Origin of the sequence: Streptomyces sp. NPDC004732, from assembly GCF_040609235.1 — a bacterium.
Classification (GTDB): Bacteria; Actinomycetota; Actinomycetes; order Streptomycetales; family Streptomycetaceae; genus Streptomyces.
In genome coordinates, this window is the sequence record NZ_JBEXJR010000008.1 from 500,495 (window position 1) to 516,024 (window position 15,530).

Sequence of the window (15,530 nt, forward strand, 5' to 3'; positions counted from 1 at the left end):
AGATCTGCTCGCACCTGCTCTGAACAGCGCTTTTACTGGCGCACAAGTCTCCGGGCCCAGCCCGGACGAGGCTCCCGACTGGCGTCGGGACGCTGCCTGCGTGGATCTCCCCCAGCAGTACGTCTTCACTCGCACCCCCGCCGAGGCGGCGCCGGTATTGCGCGCCTGCAATCAGTGTCCGATCCGGCGCGAGTGCGAAGCCATCGTCGATCCCTCGCGCACCTGGTTCGACGGGGTCAGCGGGGGACGCCTGTGGCGCAACGGCCGCGAGGTCAAACCGCGCAAGTCGGCCAATAAGTCGGCCAAGGGGAGTTCGTGATGAGCGGTGGGGACATCATGGTGAGCGGCTCGGTCGGGCGCGCGGCCCTCTGGATCGATTCGCTGCGCCGCCGGTACCCCTTGCTCCTGGCGGAGCTGGCGCCCGGCACGGGACGGACGTTCCGCGAGGTACGGGGCGGCGGTCCGGCCGCGTCCACCCTCGCGCCCGTACGCCTCTACGTCTCCGACGCCCTCCGCGACATCGGTGACGGCGTGGTCGAACTGGAGGAGGCCGTGCGGGACCGGCTCGGCCTGCGCCGCATCTCCGCCGCCCCGGTGGCGGTCCGCCTCGGCCGACTCGCCGAACTCCTCGACGCGCTCCGGGAGATGCCCGACCTGGCGGCCCACGTCGAGGAGGAGACCCGCCGGATGGCCCACCGCTGCGCACGCGCCCTGGGGGACCCCGAGCAGCTGGTGCGGCTTCCGGGGCGGTGCCCGGCCTGCGGCTCGGTCTCGCTGCGGGCCTTTCCCGAGCGAGGCGTCGCGATGTGTGTGAACCCGCCCTGCCGACACGTGCTCGACGAGGCGGAGGAGACGGCATGAACGCACCGCTGATCTCGGGAGACCTCGCCGCCACCGAGGCCGACGTCTCGCCCGCGACCATCCGCAAGTGGGTGCAGCTCGGCCACCTGAAGGCCGCGGGGCGGCAGGGGCGGCGCTCGATGTACCGCCTGGAGGACGTGTTCGCCGCCGAGCGCTTCGTACGAGGGGTGGGGGCGGCGCGGCCGCAGACATAGCCGTACGAGGACGAGGGCCCCGCACCGGGTGGTGCGGGGCCCTTCGCGTGTTCCGGAGTGGCTCAACAGGGGCTGTTCCGGCATCAGTTGCGGGATCCGGGACCCTGGATCACACTTGAAGCAGCGGCAGAGCTGCGCCCCGCACCGGGGCGGCGGACCTGCCGCTTCGTGTTGCCCTCACTCATGTCCCTTCTGACTGACAGGGAGTGTCCATGTGTCCATCCTGACCTTTCCCGACGCGGAACGCGTCGTCGTCGACTTCCTCAAGAACCGGGCCGAGCTGGCCGGTTCGGTCGTCGACAACAAGCCGCCCGCCGGGTTCGACGGCACCCAGAAGGCCGTCCTCGTCTCCCGCGTCGGCGGGGCGTGGATCGACGACCGGCATCTCGACCAGCCGCTGCTCGACCTCGAGGTCTACGGCCCGGACAAGTCCACCGCGCACGGCATCTCCCTCGCCGCCCGTGCCTGTGTGCTCGAACTGGCCGGCACCTCGTACGGCGGGGCCGTCGTCACCGACGTCACCGAGGCGGACGGGCCGCGCTGGCTGCCCGACTACAACCGCCCGGCGGGCAACCGGTACCTGTCGACGGTGCGGATCTCGATCCGCCCCGAGTGAGCACCCGCGTCTCCCCGCACGCACCACGCACCACGCACCAGAACCACAGGCCCTGCCGATCCGGCGGGGCCTTCGTCGTACCAACTGAGATCTGAGGAGTACCCATGGCAGGCAACAACGGCAAGGAAATCCGCGTCGCCGGTACCGGACGCGTGCTGATCGCGCCCGTCGAGACCGAGGCCCCGGCCACCATCGCCACCGCGTGGGACCCGGCGAAGTGGACCGACCTCGGTTACACCACGACGGACGGCATCAAGTTCAACAAGAAGGACAAGATCGACCCGGTCGACACCTGGCAGTCGGTGAGCCCGGCGCGGTTCATCTACTCCGACCGTGACCTCACGGTGAAGTTCCAGCTGATGCAGCTGAACAAGGCGACCCTGGCCTTCTTCATGGGCGGTGGCGCGGTCAAGCCGGCCACCACCACGACCACCCCGCCGGCGGGGCTCGACGCGCAGGCCGATCCCGAGTTCAAGGAGTTCACGTACGACCTCGCCAACTCCCCGGTGGCGGACGAGCGGGCGCTGGGCATCGAGTTCACCGACGGTGCGTCGATCTACCGGTTCGTCGTGCCGCGCGGGCAGGTCACCGAGACCGAGGAGATCGGTCTGACCCGGACCGGTGCGGTGAAGCTGGGCGTGACGTTCACGGCGCTCGCCAAGAACGACACCGCGCCGCTGGCCAGCTTCCGCATGAAGGAACTGTCCACGTCCTACTAGTAGGTGGAGCGGGCCCGCCCCGGCCCGCTCCTGCCCTGTTGGTTGATTGCGCAAAATCGCCGGTTGCGCTTGCGCGCGACCGCATAGGATCCCAGCGACGCCCGGCCCGTGCCCCCAGCATGGCCGGGCGTCGCCTTGCCGAAGGAGAGACCCGTGTCCGGCTTCAACGTCAATGCCGCCCGCGCCCAGCGCCTCGAAGCGCTCGGCCGGGCCTGGACCTTCGAGCTCGACTCGGACAGCTTCGAGCTGCCGACCGAACTGACCCGCGCCACCGCGCGCGCACTGCGTGACCTCGACGACAACGATGTGGACGGCCTGCTCGAACTCCTCCTCGGGGAGGCGCAGTACGCCCGCTTCGAGCGGCATGAGGTCACGATGCAGGACATCGCGGCGATCCTGGAGGCGTACGGCAAGGAGACCGGGCTCGGCCTGGGGGAAGGCTGAGCCTCGGCGTGTTCGTCGACGAACACGCCGAGGCTCTGGAGGCCGACCTGCTCCGCTTCTACGGCCTCGACCTCCTGGACTGGCACCGCGGCCGTCTGTCCTCCCGCCGCCTCGCGGTCCTGATCCGGCATCTGCCGCGGGACGGGGCGGTGGCGCGGGAGGCGGAGGGGGAGGCGGCGGAGTGGTCGGTGGGTGACTATCTCCTGGCGCACGTGGTGGACCAACTGGCCGACGCGAACTGGATGTTCGCGACGGTCAACCAGGACGAGGATGCGGATCCCCTGGACCCGCCGAAGCCACTGCCACGGCCCGGCACGCCACGTCCTCCGGAGGACCGCGCCGAGGAACGGGCACCTGACGCCGAGCCCGCCATGCCGTCGGCGGAGCAACTGGTCTCCTTCTTCTCCTGACGGCTTCTCCTGACGGCTTCTCCTGACGGGGAGCCGGTGGGGTCAGCGTCCGCGAAGGGTGAGTTTCCACTTCTGCATCGGACCCCATTCGCCGAAGGGCGGAGAGATCGCGACCACGCCCTCTCCGGGGACCGTGACGGTTCCGCGGAAGCTGCCGGTGTTACTGACGAGCTCCTGTTCCTTGCCGCCTTCGAGATCGAAGTGCCGTACGGAGCCTGGGCCCGCGAATTCCACGTCTGCGGACCTTGCCCCACCGCGGACGAGAAACATGCGCGATGCGCTGGCTGAGTTCTCCGGTGAGAATTCGGGGAGCTCCGAGAAGCTCTTGCATTCCAGGCTCCAGCGGCCGGTTTTGCGGTCACTCGATGCGCCCTTGACGACCAGTCTTCCGTACTGTTCTGGAATCATCAGGTGAATAGTGGCACCCCAGTGCACAAAGCCTATGTGCTGGTGCTTGGTGACGCCGTCCTCATGGGTCTCGCCGTGTATCTCAAAGCCGGGGCCGAGCATTCTGCATCGTGCCTCGACAACGAATTTCCCCCCGGCCAGATGCTTGGGGACATCGAACTCGAACATTCCGCGGCCGGAAAATTGAGTACCAGTATTCGCAGACATGACTGAACCTTTCCAAGGAGATGTAAAGCCATGAGTGACAGTGAGGGCAAGTCTCTAGTAGATAGAGTTACAGGTCTGGAGGAGTCGGTCCAGTCGTTCTCGACGAAGCTGGAATACGGCGGCGCCAAGGCGGATGTTGCCGGTGCCACCGCTGCGGCAACCGGGGTCTCGGCCGAGTTCACCGGTCTCGGCACCGGTGTGAAGCTGTGGAGTGCCGAGCTCGACGTGAAGGCGGAGTGGGAGAAGAACCGCGACAGGAACGCGCGCCGAGACCCCGAGTCGCTCCGGTCCGAACTCACCACGGCAAGGACCGATATCACCAGAATTCGGTCGGACATGACCCGCGTGGATCAGCGGATAACCGAACTCTCCCGCGACCTCAATCTGAAGCTCCGCCGCAAAGCCGACCTCTCCGACCTCCGGGCGACCGCCAGTCAGCAGAGGAGCCAGCTCCATGGACTTCGGGACAGTCAGCTCAGCTCACTGAGGCGGGAGTCGCAACAGGCCAATGCCAACGTGCAGATGCTGAGGGCAGAGATCGACCGGCTCAATGCCCGCTTCTGACGTGGCGAGCGAGGAGAAGACATTCAGAGGAGCAGGTAGACAGACATGGCACTGAACAAGTCCATAGCAACCGCGGCCACCCAACTCGGCCGCATGCGCGGCGCCGCCAGTCAGGCGGCCACCCAGGTGGGCAAGCTGGGCAAGTCCACCGGATCCGCCGCGGGGTCCGTCAACAAGCTGGGCAGGCCGACGAGTTCCGCCGCCACCGCGGTCGGCAAGCTCGGCAAGTCCACCGGGTCCGCCGCGACCGCCGTCGGCAAGCTTCGTACGTCCGCCAACAGCAGCAGCAGCGCGGTCAAGAAGCTGCACTCCGGGCTCCGTAGCGCCGACGGGTCCCTGGGGAAGGCGAAGAAGGAATCCGACAAGTTCAAGAGTTCGCTCGACAAGCTCCGCGGAGCCGCGAACAAGGCCAAGACCGCCCTGCGTGACGTGAAGCGCCAGGCCGACGCCGTGGACAAGTCCGTCGGCAAGGCGGGCAAGAACGCCGACAAGGGCGGCAAGTCCATGGGCAAGCTGGGCAAGGGGCTCAAGGGGGCGAGCGCCGCGCAGAAGGGGCTCAACCTCGCCATGGCGGGCAGCCCGTTCGGGCTGATCATGACGCTCGCCGCCCCGCTGATCACCCAGTTCGTGAAGATGGACAAGGTCACCGCCGCCCTCAAGCGCGGTATGAACGCCGCCTGGAAGGGCATCAAGACCGGCACCCGCGCCGCCGTCGACTTCGTCAAGCCGCTGGTCAAGGGGTTGGGCAATCTGATCCTGACGCCGATCAAGGGGCTCGCCACCGCCCTGAACGGCGTGTTCAACGTCCTCGCCGGGATCAAGATCTCCATCCCCAGCTGGGTGCCCAAGTGGGGCGGCAAGTCCTTCGGGTTCCCGCGGCTCCACGTGCCCGTCCCGCACCTTGCCCAGGGCGGCATCGTCCAGGCCCGCAACGGCGGCACGCTCGCGCTCGTCGGCGAGGCGGGCGAGAGCGAGGCCGTCATCCCGCTCTCCAGGCTGGAGCGGATGATCAGCGCCGGTGGCGGCAACGCCGTCGCCCTGCGCCGCCTCGCCGAGGCCATGGAGCGCCTCGCCGACCGGCCCGTCCACGTCGACGTCGACTCGCAGACCATCGCCCGCGCCGTCTTCGCGGGCCGCCGCGCCCTCGCCCGCCGATAGCCCCGGCAAGTCGCAACGGCACAGCAAGCCACAACAGAACAGGAGGAGTTCATGGCCAGGAACCTGTGGATCGGAGCCCCCGGCCGGCTCCGTGAAATCCGTCAGGCGGCGAAGAGCTGGGACCGCACCGCCGAGCTCAACGTCACCGAGTTCAAGGCGCTCGAAGGACGTGTCACGACCTTCGCCCCCACCCGCACCATCCGCCGCTTCAAGCTCTCCTTCGAGTGGCTGGAGCCCGCGGACGCCCAGCACCTCGCCCAGCTGGCCCGCCGCGTCGGCACCGGACGCGGCCCCCTCGTCGTCCTCGACCCCGCCACCGTCAACCTGCTCGACCCCTATCAGGCGGCCGGGCAGTCGGACATCCCCGGCGGCTGGGACCACTGGTTCACCATGAACGGTGACATCGCGCTCGCCCGCGGCGCCGACGGCATCACCACCGTCGACTGCCGGGACGCGGCCGCCGCCGTCGGGTGGATCCACGGGGTCTGGTCCGGGTGGCCGGTGGAGCCGGGCATGCGGGTGTCATGGCTGCTGCCCGTCGGCTGGGACCCGGCCGTCGCCACCGCCCAGCTGGACTGGAAGGCGGCGGACGGGACGTACCTCAGCAGCAGCCACGCCGTCGGCCGTTCCGTCACCGCCACCGCCCCCGCGGGCGCCGCCTTCGCCACGCCCGTCGGACGGCCCGGCGCCGTCGGCCTGTTCGGGCTCGCGGGCGGCTGCCTCACCCTCGACGAGGAGCCGGTCGCGCACGCCCTGGGCGACGGCTGCCCGGCCATGGTCGTCACCGCGTACGGAGACGTCCCCGCGGCCCGGCTGCCGTACCGGAACGTCAACCTCGACCTCGTGGAGGTCCGAGATGCAGCGCTCTGACGAGGCCCTCGACCGGGCCCTGGCCACACCCGAGCGCGTGCCGTCCCACTCCACCCGCCTCGGCGGCAAGGAGGTCGGGCCGCAGGTCCAGTCGTGGAAGATCGAGCGGGCGTACGCGACGGACCTGCCGGAGGCGATGCGGGCCTTCTCGGGCAGCTCGTCCGCGCAACTGGAGCTGCTGCTCGGCGGGAAGGACGGCATCCCAGCGCCGCGCCTCTACTCGGCCTGGGCCGACCGTTTCACGGGCGACCTCGTGCGACCCGGTCAGTCCGTCGTGCACACGGCGGGGGCGGCGGGCCGTACCGTGCCCGCCTTCCGCGGCACCGTGCGCTCGCGCACCGCCGCCTCCGGCAGCGACACCGTGACCGTGGAGGCGCTGGACGGGGCGGAGCGGCTGCGCGGCCCCGCCTCACTGCCCCGGCCGTACCACGGCTTCTACCACGGTCGCCCGGTCGCCACCGCGACCTGGTGCGTGGACGAACTCCTGCGCCAGGGCGGCATCCACAGCTGCCCGCCGCCGCGCGCCCCGCTCGTCGACGAGGCCGACACGGCGGACGAGAAGCCGTTCACGGTGCTCTACGCCTCGCTGCACGGCGGCTTCAACTCGACCTACGGCCAGCCCGAGGACGTGCCTGCCCCGGCGGAGTACGACTGGATCCGGGAAGGCGCGCCCTTCGACATCGCGCTGATGCCGAAGGCGGCCGGACTGAAGGCGTCGTGGATGCCGCGCTCGCGGTTCGTCCTGCCCGGCAAGGTCTTCCAGCTGGAGTGCTGGGTCAACACGGCCCTCGCGCGCGGCAACACGATCGAGTTGTCGGCGGTGTTCGACCAGAGCGGCACCAGGACAGGGACCATCAAGGCGTCCTTCGACATCGCCACGGGCGTCGTGACCATGGCGTCGGGCACCGAGAAGGTCGCCGGACTGCAGACCACGCAGACCTTCCCCAAGCTGGCCACGCTGCGCGGGGCCTGGCACCTGAGCCTCATGGTCGACACGACGTCGACCGGGACGGTCGTCTCGCCGACCGTGCACCCACGCCTCACCGCGCCCGACGGCTCGTACCACGGGGGCGAGAAGTACACCTTCGTGGGCGAGGCCGCGTGGCAGCCGATCTCGGAGCTGAACCGGGTCGAGCTGACTACCGACATGGCCGTCGAATGCCTCCAGGTCACCGACCGGATCTGGCAGGACACCGTCTCCTATCCGCAGGAGGAGTGGGAGCAGCGCGGCCAGTGGACCAAGGGGGCCGTCCTCGACACCCCGGAACTGCCGCTCTACGACATCCCCAAGGTGTCCGGCTCCCAGTGGGACGCGATCACCGAGATCGCCCGGGCCAGCATGTCCACGGCCGAATTCAATGAGCAGGGCGTCTTCCGCTGGCGCGGCCCCTCGCGGTTCGCCAAGGTGCCCGCGGTCCCCGACCTGACCGTCACCACACGCAGGGACATCGCCTCGCTCACCGTCACCGAGGAGATCGACGCCTGCCGCAACCACTGCGAGCAGCCGTACCAGGACTGGAACGGCATCAAGGCCGTGGCCGGTGAACCCGTGGACGACACGGTGGTGCGGGAGATCAAACCGAAGTCCGCGGTCGTCGTGAAGTACGCGATGGCCGAGGAGGAGAACGACATCGGCCCGCTCGTCGTCTCCGACGACGTCGACGTCAAGGAGGGCCACCGGGTGCGCTTCGGCAGCGCGAAGACCGGTGGGACGGCGGTCAAGGGCCGGGTGTCGGTGAGCTGCTGGCGGGAAGGGCCGACGTACTTCGTACGGTTCTCCAACCGCGGCACGACCAGCGTGTGGACGGTGACCAAGGACGGCAAGCCCTCCGTGCGCATCGTCCCGATCAAGCGCTCGGCCGACCCCAAGCAGCGCTCCTACGCCCGGTGGAACCCCACCAGCCAGAAGTACTACGGCACCCAGCAGTACACGGCACCCTCCGCCGACTGGGTGCAGACGTCCGCGGCCGCCTACTCCCTCGCGGACGCCATGCTCACCGCCGGTCGCTTTCCCGTGCCGCTCCTCGGCGAGGTCGAGGTCCTGCACGACCCGCGCATCCAGCTCGGCGACGTGGTCCGGGTGGTCGACACCGCGGGTGCCGAACTCGACACGCTCGCCTGGGTGGTGGGCATGCGCACCACGCATGCCGCGGGCTCCGCGCCCCAGCAGACCCTGACCCTGCGCGGCACCGCCTACAACGGCGCCCCCGCCGACGCAGGCCTCGTGCCCGACGGCCCGGTCGATCCCGCCTACGGCAAGCAGCGGACGTACCAGCGCCTCACCGCGCAGTACGCGACGCTCGGCGCCCTCACCGCGAAGGCGATGACCTACCGGACGCTCCTGGAGACGACGGGAGACACGGCGTGAACGTGAACGTGATCGTGAACGAGGAAGAGACGCTCGGCGAAGGGTACGAACCCCCGCCCGGCCCCGTCCAGATCGACGACCCCCTGGTCGCCGCGGACGACGAGGGGACGGACCTGAGCGAAATGCTGCCGCCGCCCCTCGCCGGCTGACCCGACAACCACGCTCGCCCCAGGAGGATCCGAACCCATGGTCGCTCTCACCCCCCTCGGCAGCCTGCCCTACCCGCAGCCCGCCGACAACGCCGACATCCCCGTCCACCTGCAGTCCCTCGCCGAGGCCGTCGACGGCCGCACCGTGCTGCGGTTCGCCGACGCGGCGGCCCGCGACGCGAAGGTGACCGACCCGATTCCGGGGATGGTCGCCTGGCTCAACAACCCGGGCCGCCACTACTACTTCACCGCCGCCAAGCAGTGGGCCCCGACGGACCCGGGGCCGGTCGCCTTCTTCAGCACCCTGAGCGGTACGACGGCCTCGACCTCGTACGTCGAGACGCTGACCGGCGCCACCGAGCCCCTCGCCGTCACGTTCATCGCCCCGCCGTCCGGCATCGCGCTCCTGATGGTCGGCGCGCGGGTCAACAACAGCGCGGCGGGCACGGCGTACTTCTCGGCCTCCGTGAAGCAGGGCACCAGGGTGGTCAGCGCCGCCGCCGACACCCGTGCGGCCGTCGTGGGCGGCACCAACTCCACCTCGGCGAGCAGTCAGTTCCCGCTCACCGGGCTCACCCCGGGCGCCGCCCACACGGTGACCGGCGCCTTCCGCACGACCGCCGCGTCGACGGCGTTCGCCAACCGCTTCCTCACCATCACACCAATGATCTGAGAACCGACGCACCGAGGAGGCCCCCATGGCCACACCTCTGTCCCCCGACGCCCTCGTCCGCGCGCTGCGCGGCGAGGGCGTCCGCATGAGAGAACACGGCAACTGGAGGACGTACAACCGCAATCACAAGGGCCCCTGGGGCCCGGTGCACGGCGTCATGCTGCACCACACCGCAGGTCGCGACAGCCTTGCGCTGTGCCGCCGCGGCACCCCCGATCTGCCGGGCCCGCTCTGCATCGGCCTGATCACCAAGGACGGCACGCTCCACCTCGTCGGATACGGCCGCACCAACCACGCGGGCAACGGCTCGGCGGCGGTGCTCGACGCGGTCCGCGCGTCGAAGGTGCTGCCGTCCCGTCCTGGTCCCGACGCCGTGGACGGCAACGCCCGTTTCTACGGCTTCGAGATCGAGAACCTCGGCAACGGCAGCGACCCCTTCCCCGCCGCCCAGCTCGCCACGGTGGAGCGTCTGTCGGCCGCCCTGTGCCGGGCGCACGGCTGGTCGGGGGCGAGCGTCATCGGCCACAAGGAGTGGACCCGCCGCAAGATCGACCCGACCTTCTCGATGCCGGTGATGCGCGGCCGCGTGGCCAAACGCCTCGGCTCCGACGCGCCGGGCGACGACGACACCGCGTACGAGGCGTTCCCCGGTGCCGCGTTCTTCGCGATCGGGCGGCGTGCCGAACTGTTCACGGCGGTCGGACGCCGCCTGGTCAAGGAGGGCTGCGGACGGTACGCCGTCGGGCCCGGGCCGGTGTGGAGCGAGGCCGACCGTGCCTCGTACGCCGCCTGGCAGCACAAGCTCGGCTACCGGGGCGGCGACGCGGACGGGATACCGGGGCGGGCCAGCTGGGACCGGCTGCGCGTGCCGCGGTCCTGACCGCGAGCCCCCAGCCCCAGTCCCAGCCCCGGTCCCGAGTCCTGGGAGGACGACCATGACCGATGCCACGCGCAGAGGCCTGCGCACCGCCGTACAAGCCCTGTTCACCCTCATCGCCGCCGTCCCGTTGCTCGCGGCCGCCCCGGGGATCGCCGACATCCCGGTGCTCGCGGGTCTCGTGGCCTTCGCCACGGCACTGAGCCGCGTGATGGCCGTCCCGGCCGTCGAGGCGCTGCTGCCCCCGTGGCTGCGGAGGAAGGGGGCGGACGATGGCGGGAGCTGACACGGGGAGCGTCCCCCTGGAGCTGGAGCGGCTGCGCCGTTCCGTGGACGTCGGTTTCGCCACCACCCGGGGCGATCTCGCCCTCCTGCTCCAGCGCGCCGACCAGACCGACAAGACCCTCTCGGAGCACGAGGACCGCCTGGACGCCCTGGAGCGCAGCCGCTGGCCCCTGCCGTCCCTGGCAGCGATCACCTCCTGCACCGCCCTGGCCATCACCCTGTGGCAGCAGGGGGGCAGGTGAGGCGTTGAACCACGAGGGCCCCGGCCGCAGCTGCGGCCGGGGCCCTTTTCTGCTGTGGCGGGCGGGATGCGTAACTCCGCTATCACCCCCGGAGGGTGACCACCAGCGCTCCGGCCAGGGGGAAAACTCGAAGCACAACGGTGCAACCGGCACTCTCCCTGAGCTTGGAGGTCCTGTCATGGCCACCTCGACCCCTGTGCACCACCGCTCGAGCAGCACTGCGCAGGCGGCCGCCGCCGGGCTGACCGTCTTTGCGGCGGTCATGCTGATGATCGCCGGCATCCTCGGATTCATCCGCGGCCTGATGGCCGTCCTCGAGGACAAGGTGTTCCTCTCGACACCCGACTACGTCTTCCAGTTCGACCTGACGACCTGGGGCTGGATCCACCTGATCCTCGGTGTCGTCGCGATCGGCGTCAGCGCCGGTCTGTTCCAGGCGATGGCGTGGGCCCGGGTCCTCGGCATCATCATCGCCGGGCTGTTGATGATCGCCAACTTCCTGTCGATCCCTTACTACCCCTTCTGGTCCCTGACCCTGATCGCCGTGAACGGCTTCGTCATCTGGGGGCTGTGCGTGGTGCGCCGCGAGGACGTCTAGCCGACATCCAGGAGTCGCGGTAAGTGCAGGAGACCTGCCATCCGTCAGGAGGGGCCATGCAGGCCGGACGGGAACGTACGTCGGACAAGCAGGCCCGACGGATCGCGGAGTTCATCGCCCCGCTCCGGGTCAAGCCCGGAGCGAAGGTGAACCTGGCCAAGGACTTCGACCCCGCTCACAAGGCGGGGATCAAGAACAAGGCGGCCGGCCAGGAACTGCTGAGCGTCGGCGTCGAGTTGCTCGCCGACTACCAGCGGCGCCTGGCCGCCCAGGGCACGCACGGGGTGCTGGTCTGTCTCCAGGCGCTGGACGCCGGGGGCAAGGACGGCACCATCCGGCACGTCATGAGCGGCGTGAACCCGCAGGGCGTGCACGTGAACAACTTCCGGGTGCCCTCGGCAGAGGAGCTCGGCCACGACTACCTCTGGCGCTATGCGTGCAGGCTGCCGCGGCGCGGGGAGATCGGCATCTTCAACCGGTCGCACTACGAGGAGGTCCTGGTGGTGCGGGTGCACCCCGAGCTCCTCACCCGGCAGCGGATACCGGGGGCGGACGAGGGGGAGAAGGCGGTCTGGCGGCGGCGCTTCCGGGAGATCAACGACTGGGAGCGGTATCTGACCGACAACGGCTTCAGGGTCGTCAAGCTGTTCCTCAACCTGTCCAAGGAAGAACAGCGCACCCGCTTCCTGCGGCGGATCGACGTCCCTGAGCGGAACTGGAAGTTCTCCGCGGCCGACGCCCGTGAGCGCACCTTCTGGGACGCCTACCAGGCCGCGTTCTCCGAGATGCTCGCCGCCACGAGCACCCCCTGGGCGCCTTGGTACGTGATCCCGGCCGACCGCAAGTGGTTCGGCCGCATCTGCGCGGCGGCGGTCCTCGCCGACACCCTGATCGGCATCGACCCGCGCTATCCGGAGATCGGCGACAAGAGCCGACGCGAACTGGCGCGGGAGAAGGTCCTGTTGGAGAGCGAGGCCCCGGAGGGCGCGGCGCCCGACCCGTACGCGGCGTCGGTCACCGCGGGGCCGAAGCACGGCAACCGCGGCAACCACGAGAAGCGGGGCAAGGGCGACCGGCGCGGCAGGAACCACGGGAGGCGGCAGCGATGACGGCACCTGCACCCGCACCCGGCCACCGCCCGCCCGCTGCCAGGACCACCACCTGGCACGCGGACTCCGCCGACGTGGTCGCCGCGCAGCTCGGCGTCGACCCGGCGGCGGGCCTGGACACCCGGCAGGTGGCCGCGCGGCTCGCCGAGGACGGCCCCAACGCGCTGCCGGAGGAGAAGCCGCCGTCCGGCTGGCGCCGCTTCCTCGGGCAGTACACCTCGTACATGCAGATCATTCTCGTCGGCGCCGCGGTGGTGTCCCTGGCCGTCCAGGAGTGGGGGACCGCGGTGGTGCTCGCGGCCCTGACCGTGCTGAACGCGGTGATCGGCATACGTCAGGAGGGCAAGGCCGAGAGCGCCATGAACGCCCTCAAGGCGATGACGAAGGCCACCGCGCGGGTGCGGCGCGACGGCACCGAGGCCAGAATCCCGGCGGAGGAGATCGTCGTCGGGGACGTCGTCCTCCTCACCGCGGGGGACGAGGTCCCCGCCGACGGACGGCTCGTCCGGGCGAACGCCCTGCAGATCGACGAGTCCGCCCTGACCGGGGAGAGCGTGCCCGCCGCCAAGGACGCCGCGCCGGTGCGGCTGTCGCCGGACATCGAGCCGACGCCCGCCGACCTGACCAACATGGCGTTCATGAACACCCCGGTGACGCACGGCAGCGCCGTCCTCGTGGTCACCGCCGTCGGGTCCGGCACCGAACTGGGCCGGATCGCGGGGATGCTGTCGAGCACGCCCCGCGAAGAGTCGCCCCTCACCCGTGAGTTGAACCGGCTGACGCTGTGGATCGTGGGCGCCGCGGGCCTGACGATGTTCATGATGTTCGTCCTGGGCCGGGAGCGGGGCGATGCGTGGGACGCCCTCTTCATCAGCGCGGTGTCCCTGGCGATCGCCGCCGTCCCCGAGGCGCTGCCCACGGTGACGCAGACGATCCTCTCCCTCGGCGGCCTCGAACTCGCCCGCAGGCACGCGATCGTCAAGGATCTGCCCTCGGTCGAGACCCTGGGCTTCACCTCGGCGATCAACTCCGACAAGACCGGCACGCTGACGCTCAATCAGATGACCGTGGTGGAGGTCGTCGATCCCTACGACCACTACACCGTCTCGGGCACCGGCTACGGCCTGGAAGGCGGGATCCAGCACGCCGCGGGGACGACCGCCGGCATCGAGGGCGCGATCCTGCCGTATCTCGTCGCGAGCGACGCCTCGCTGGTGGAGGGCAAGGTGGTGGGCGACCCCACCGAGGGCGCCCTGCTCGTCCTTGGGCACAAGGCGGGTCTCGACGTCGACGCCACGCGCGCCCGTCTCCCCCGGCTCGCCACGCTGCCGTTCGACCCCGCGTACAAGCTGATGGCGACCTTCCACGAGGCGCGGGACGCGCAGGGGCGCACGGTGGTGCGCTGCTTCGTGAAGGGAGCGGCACCGGCCGTGCTGGCCCGCGCGACGACCGCCCTTGCGGACGGCGCGGCCGTCCCCTTCGACAAGGTCCTGAGCGAGCGGGCGCAGGACGAGCTGGAGCGGATGGAGCGGGCGGGCCGCCGGGTGATGGCCGCCGCGGTCCGCGACCTCGACCCGTCGGCGTTCACCCCCAACGGCGATCTCCTGTCCCTGATGACGGAGTTGACGGTGACCAGCCTCGTCGGCATGGTCGACCCGCCGCGCACCGAGTCCCGTGAGGCCGTGGCCGCGGCCCAGGCGGCCCACATCCGGGTCCGCATGGTCACCGGCGACGACGTCATCACGGGCGCCGCGGTCGCCGAGCAGATCGGCATCCCGGGCGAGGCCATCCTCGGCGCCGAGTTCGCGGCCCTGCCGGAGCGCGAGCGGCTGGCCCGTATCGACGACATCGGCGTCGTCGGACGCGTGGCCCCCGAGCACAAGGTGCTGCTGGCCGAGACCCTCAAGAAGAAGGGCGACGTCGTCGCCATGACCGGCGACGGGGTCAACGACGCCCCGGCCATCAAGGCCGCCGACATCGGCATCGCCATGGGGTCGGGCACCGAGGTCACGAGGAACGCCGGACGCATGATCCTGGCCGACGACAACTTCGCCACGATCGTCCACGCGGTCGAACAGGGCCGCAAGATCTACGACAACCTCACCAAGTACATCCGGTTCGTGCTCTTGCTGCTCGTCGCCTTCGTGCTGACGTTCCTCGGCGCGACGCTGTTCGACATCGCCGACGGCGAGCCCTTCACGCCCGCCCAGGTGCTGTGGATCCACTTCTTCGTCAACGCGGCGTTCGGCTTCGCCCTCGGCTTCGACCGGGTCAGCGCGGGCCTGATGAACCGCCGCCCGCGCCCTCGCGGCGAACCCGTGATGACCCCGGGCCTGATGCTCACGGTCGGGCTCGTCGGGACGGCCCTCACCGTCGGACTGCTCAGCATGATCAAGCTCGGCGAGTCGCGGTACGACAGCCTGGCCGTGGGCAACTCCATCGCCTTCACGACGTTCGCGCTCTGTCTCCTGGTCGCCGCCCTCGAATGCCGCAACCAGACGGGCACGGTCTTCACCGCCGACTCCTTCGACAGCAAGCAGCTGAACTGGACGCTCCTCGGGGAGTTCGCGCTCGCCGTCGCCGTGACCCAGATGGAGGTCTTCAACCGTCTCCTTGACACCACACCGCTGAGCGTCGGCCAGTTCGGCTGGGCCCTGTTGCCCGCCCTCGCGCTCCTCGGCCTGTGGGAGCTGGGCAAGCTCGCCGCCCGCCGACGGCCGCACGCGCAGCCGCATCGTGATTCCGCACCGTGATTCCGCACCGTCATGCGTCGAGGAG

General features: G+C 70.3%; 20 protein-coding genes. 19 read left to right on the forward strand and 1 reads right to left on the reverse strand.

Translation table 11 applies throughout. The annotated features are described in order from the left end of the window. The first annotated feature begins 100 nt into the window (after window positions 1-100). The 7 genes from ABZV77_RS26145 to ABZV77_RS26175 all read left to right on the forward strand — a co-directional run bounded on the left by ABZV77_RS26145 (window position 101) and on the right by ABZV77_RS26175 (window position 3,244). Window positions 101-319 carry a hypothetical protein gene (locus ABZV77_RS26145; protein ID WP_356261377.1) on the forward strand — a complete coding sequence of 73 codons (219 nt, stop codon included), beginning with the start codon at window positions 101-103 and terminating at the stop codon, window positions 317-319. After that, window positions 319-861: a hypothetical protein gene (locus ABZV77_RS26150; protein WP_356261379.1), complete on the forward strand. Its 543-nt coding sequence runs from the start codon at window positions 319-321 to the stop codon at window positions 859-861. Before ABZV77_RS26145 ends, ABZV77_RS26150 begins: the two co-directional genes overlap by 1 nt. After that, window positions 858-1,055 (forward strand): helix-turn-helix domain-containing protein, encoded by a 198-nt coding sequence (locus ABZV77_RS26155; RefSeq protein WP_356261380.1) that lies wholly within the window; start codon window positions 858-860, stop codon window positions 1,053-1,055. The genes ABZV77_RS26150 and ABZV77_RS26155 overlap by 4 nt, the downstream gene beginning before the upstream one ends. A gap of 214 nt (window positions 1,056-1,269) precedes the next feature. Next, complete coding sequence (locus tag ABZV77_RS26160; RefSeq protein ID WP_356261383.1) at window positions 1,270-1,671, forward strand: hypothetical protein; 402 nt, start codon at window positions 1,270-1,272, stop codon at window positions 1,669-1,671. A 104-nt stretch (window positions 1,672-1,775) separates the two neighbouring features. Next, window positions 1,776-2,390 (forward strand): phage tail protein, encoded by a 615-nt coding sequence (locus ABZV77_RS26165; RefSeq protein ID WP_356261384.1) that lies wholly within the window; start codon window positions 1,776-1,778, stop codon window positions 2,388-2,390. Between the two features lie 153 nt (window positions 2,391-2,543). After that, window positions 2,544-2,834 (forward strand): hypothetical protein, encoded by a 291-nt coding sequence (locus ABZV77_RS26170; RefSeq protein WP_306335136.1) that lies wholly within the window; start codon window positions 2,544-2,546, stop codon window positions 2,832-2,834. An 8-nt stretch (window positions 2,835-2,842) separates the two neighbouring features. Then, entirely contained in the window at window positions 2,843-3,244 is a 402-nt protein-coding gene (locus tag ABZV77_RS26175; protein ID WP_356261387.1) for a hypothetical protein, read from the forward strand. Between the two features lie 42 nt (window positions 3,245-3,286). Here ABZV77_RS26175 and ABZV77_RS26180 read toward each other — a convergent pair whose 3' ends face one another. Next, complete coding sequence (locus ABZV77_RS26180; protein ID WP_356261390.1) at window positions 3,287-3,859, reverse strand: hypothetical protein; 573 nt, start codon at window positions 3,857-3,859, stop codon at window positions 3,287-3,289. Window positions 3,860-3,889: 30 nt separating this feature from the next. Between ABZV77_RS26180 and ABZV77_RS26185 the strand changes: the two genes are divergently transcribed. The 12 genes from ABZV77_RS26185 to ABZV77_RS26240 all read left to right on the forward strand — a co-directional run bounded on the left by ABZV77_RS26185 (window position 3,890) and on the right by ABZV77_RS26240 (window position 15,505). Further along, a complete protein-coding gene (locus ABZV77_RS26185) occupies window positions 3,890-4,423 on the forward strand; it encodes a hypothetical protein (RefSeq protein ID WP_356261392.1) in 534 nt (177 codons plus the stop codon). Between the two features lie 45 nt (window positions 4,424-4,468). Further along, window positions 4,469-5,581: a hypothetical protein gene (locus tag ABZV77_RS26190; protein ID WP_356261394.1), complete on the forward strand. Its 1,113-nt coding sequence runs from the start codon at window positions 4,469-4,471 to the stop codon at window positions 5,579-5,581. A 51-nt stretch (window positions 5,582-5,632) separates the two neighbouring features. After that, entirely contained in the window at window positions 5,633-6,451 is an 819-nt protein-coding gene (locus ABZV77_RS26195; protein ID WP_356261395.1) for a hypothetical protein, read from the forward strand. Beyond that, window positions 6,438-8,819, forward strand: a complete 2,382-nt coding sequence (locus ABZV77_RS26200) for a hypothetical protein (protein ID WP_356261398.1) — start codon at window positions 6,438-6,440, stop codon at window positions 8,817-8,819. Before ABZV77_RS26195 ends, ABZV77_RS26200 begins: the two co-directional genes overlap by 14 nt. Next, window positions 8,816-8,968: a hypothetical protein gene (locus tag ABZV77_RS26205; RefSeq protein WP_356261400.1), complete on the forward strand. Its 153-nt coding sequence runs from the start codon at window positions 8,816-8,818 to the stop codon at window positions 8,966-8,968. The genes ABZV77_RS26200 and ABZV77_RS26205 overlap by 4 nt, the downstream gene beginning before the upstream one ends. Before the next feature lie 37 nt (window positions 8,969-9,005). Continuing rightward, a complete protein-coding gene (locus ABZV77_RS26210) occupies window positions 9,006-9,641 on the forward strand; it encodes a hypothetical protein (protein ID WP_356261402.1) in 636 nt (211 codons plus the stop codon). A gap of 25 nt (window positions 9,642-9,666) precedes the next feature. After that, the gene (locus ABZV77_RS26215) at window positions 9,667-10,521 is read left to right on the forward strand and encodes a peptidoglycan-binding protein (RefSeq protein WP_356261404.1); all 855 of its coding nucleotides are present in this window, start codon (window positions 9,667-9,669) and stop codon (window positions 10,519-10,521) included. A 55-nt stretch (window positions 10,522-10,576) separates the two neighbouring features. Continuing rightward, the gene (locus tag ABZV77_RS26220) at window positions 10,577-10,804 is read left to right on the forward strand and encodes a hypothetical protein (protein ID WP_356261407.1); all 228 of its coding nucleotides are present in this window, start codon (window positions 10,577-10,579) and stop codon (window positions 10,802-10,804) included. After that, on the forward strand, window positions 10,791-11,045 hold the full coding sequence (locus ABZV77_RS26225; RefSeq protein ID WP_356261409.1) for a hypothetical protein: 255 nt from the start codon (window positions 10,791-10,793) through the stop codon (window positions 11,043-11,045). Before ABZV77_RS26220 ends, ABZV77_RS26225 begins: the two co-directional genes overlap by 14 nt. A 178-nt stretch (window positions 11,046-11,223) precedes the next feature. Then, window positions 11,224-11,643: a hypothetical protein gene (locus tag ABZV77_RS26230; RefSeq protein ID WP_356261411.1), complete on the forward strand. Its 420-nt coding sequence runs from the start codon at window positions 11,224-11,226 to the stop codon at window positions 11,641-11,643. A 56-nt stretch (window positions 11,644-11,699) separates the two neighbouring features. Beyond that, on the forward strand, window positions 11,700-12,752 hold the full coding sequence (locus tag ABZV77_RS26235; protein ID WP_356261414.1) for a polyphosphate kinase 2 family protein: 1,053 nt from the start codon (window positions 11,700-11,702) through the stop codon (window positions 12,750-12,752). Further along, window positions 12,749-15,505 (forward strand): HAD-IC family P-type ATPase, encoded by a 2,757-nt coding sequence (locus tag ABZV77_RS26240; RefSeq protein ID WP_356261416.1) that lies wholly within the window; start codon window positions 12,749-12,751, stop codon window positions 15,503-15,505. The genes ABZV77_RS26235 and ABZV77_RS26240 overlap by 4 nt, the downstream gene beginning before the upstream one ends. The last annotated feature ends 25 nt before the right edge of the window (window positions 15,506-15,530 follow it).

What these genes read in the sequence shown, in the direction of transcription:
- ABZV77_RS26240 (WP_356261416.1), top strand. Translation starts at nt 12,749, where the DNA reads ATGACGGCACCTGCACCCGCACCCGGCCACCGCCCGCCCGCTGCCAGG.
- ABZV77_RS26200 (WP_356261398.1), top strand. Translation starts at nt 6,438, where the DNA reads ATGCAGCGCTCTGACGAGGCCCTCGACCGGGCCCTGGCCACACCCGAG.
- ABZV77_RS26235 (WP_356261414.1), top strand. Translation starts at nt 11,700, where the DNA reads ATGCAGGCCGGACGGGAACGTACGTCGGACAAGCAGGCCCGACGGATC.
- ABZV77_RS26230 (WP_356261411.1), top strand. Translation starts at nt 11,224, where the DNA reads ATGGCCACCTCGACCCCTGTGCACCACCGCTCGAGCAGCACTGCGCAG.
- ABZV77_RS26150 (WP_356261379.1), top strand. Translation starts at nt 319, where the DNA reads ATGAGCGGTGGGGACATCATGGTGAGCGGCTCGGTCGGGCGCGCGGCC.
- ABZV77_RS26195 (WP_356261395.1), top strand. Translation starts at nt 5,633, where the DNA reads ATGGCCAGGAACCTGTGGATCGGAGCCCCCGGCCGGCTCCGTGAAATC.
- ABZV77_RS26210 (WP_356261402.1), top strand. Translation starts at nt 9,006, where the DNA reads ATGGTCGCTCTCACCCCCCTCGGCAGCCTGCCCTACCCGCAGCCCGCC.
- ABZV77_RS26180 (WP_356261390.1), bottom strand. Translation starts at nt 3,859, where the DNA reads ATGTCTGCGAATACTGGTACTCAATTTTCCGGCCGCGGAATGTTCGAG.
- ABZV77_RS26165 (WP_356261384.1), top strand. Translation starts at nt 1,776, where the DNA reads ATGGCAGGCAACAACGGCAAGGAAATCCGCGTCGCCGGTACCGGACGC.
- ABZV77_RS26215 (WP_356261404.1), top strand. Translation starts at nt 9,667, where the DNA reads ATGGCCACACCTCTGTCCCCCGACGCCCTCGTCCGCGCGCTGCGCGGC.
- ABZV77_RS26190 (WP_356261394.1), top strand. Translation starts at nt 4,469, where the DNA reads ATGGCACTGAACAAGTCCATAGCAACCGCGGCCACCCAACTCGGCCGC.
- ABZV77_RS26225 (WP_356261409.1), top strand. Translation starts at nt 10,791, where the DNA reads ATGGCGGGAGCTGACACGGGGAGCGTCCCCCTGGAGCTGGAGCGGCTG.
- ABZV77_RS26185 (WP_356261392.1), top strand. Translation starts at nt 3,890, where the DNA reads ATGAGTGACAGTGAGGGCAAGTCTCTAGTAGATAGAGTTACAGGTCTG.
- ABZV77_RS26220 (WP_356261407.1), top strand. Translation starts at nt 10,577, where the DNA reads ATGACCGATGCCACGCGCAGAGGCCTGCGCACCGCCGTACAAGCCCTG.
- ABZV77_RS26155 (WP_356261380.1), top strand. Translation starts at nt 858, where the DNA reads ATGAACGCACCGCTGATCTCGGGAGACCTCGCCGCCACCGAGGCCGAC.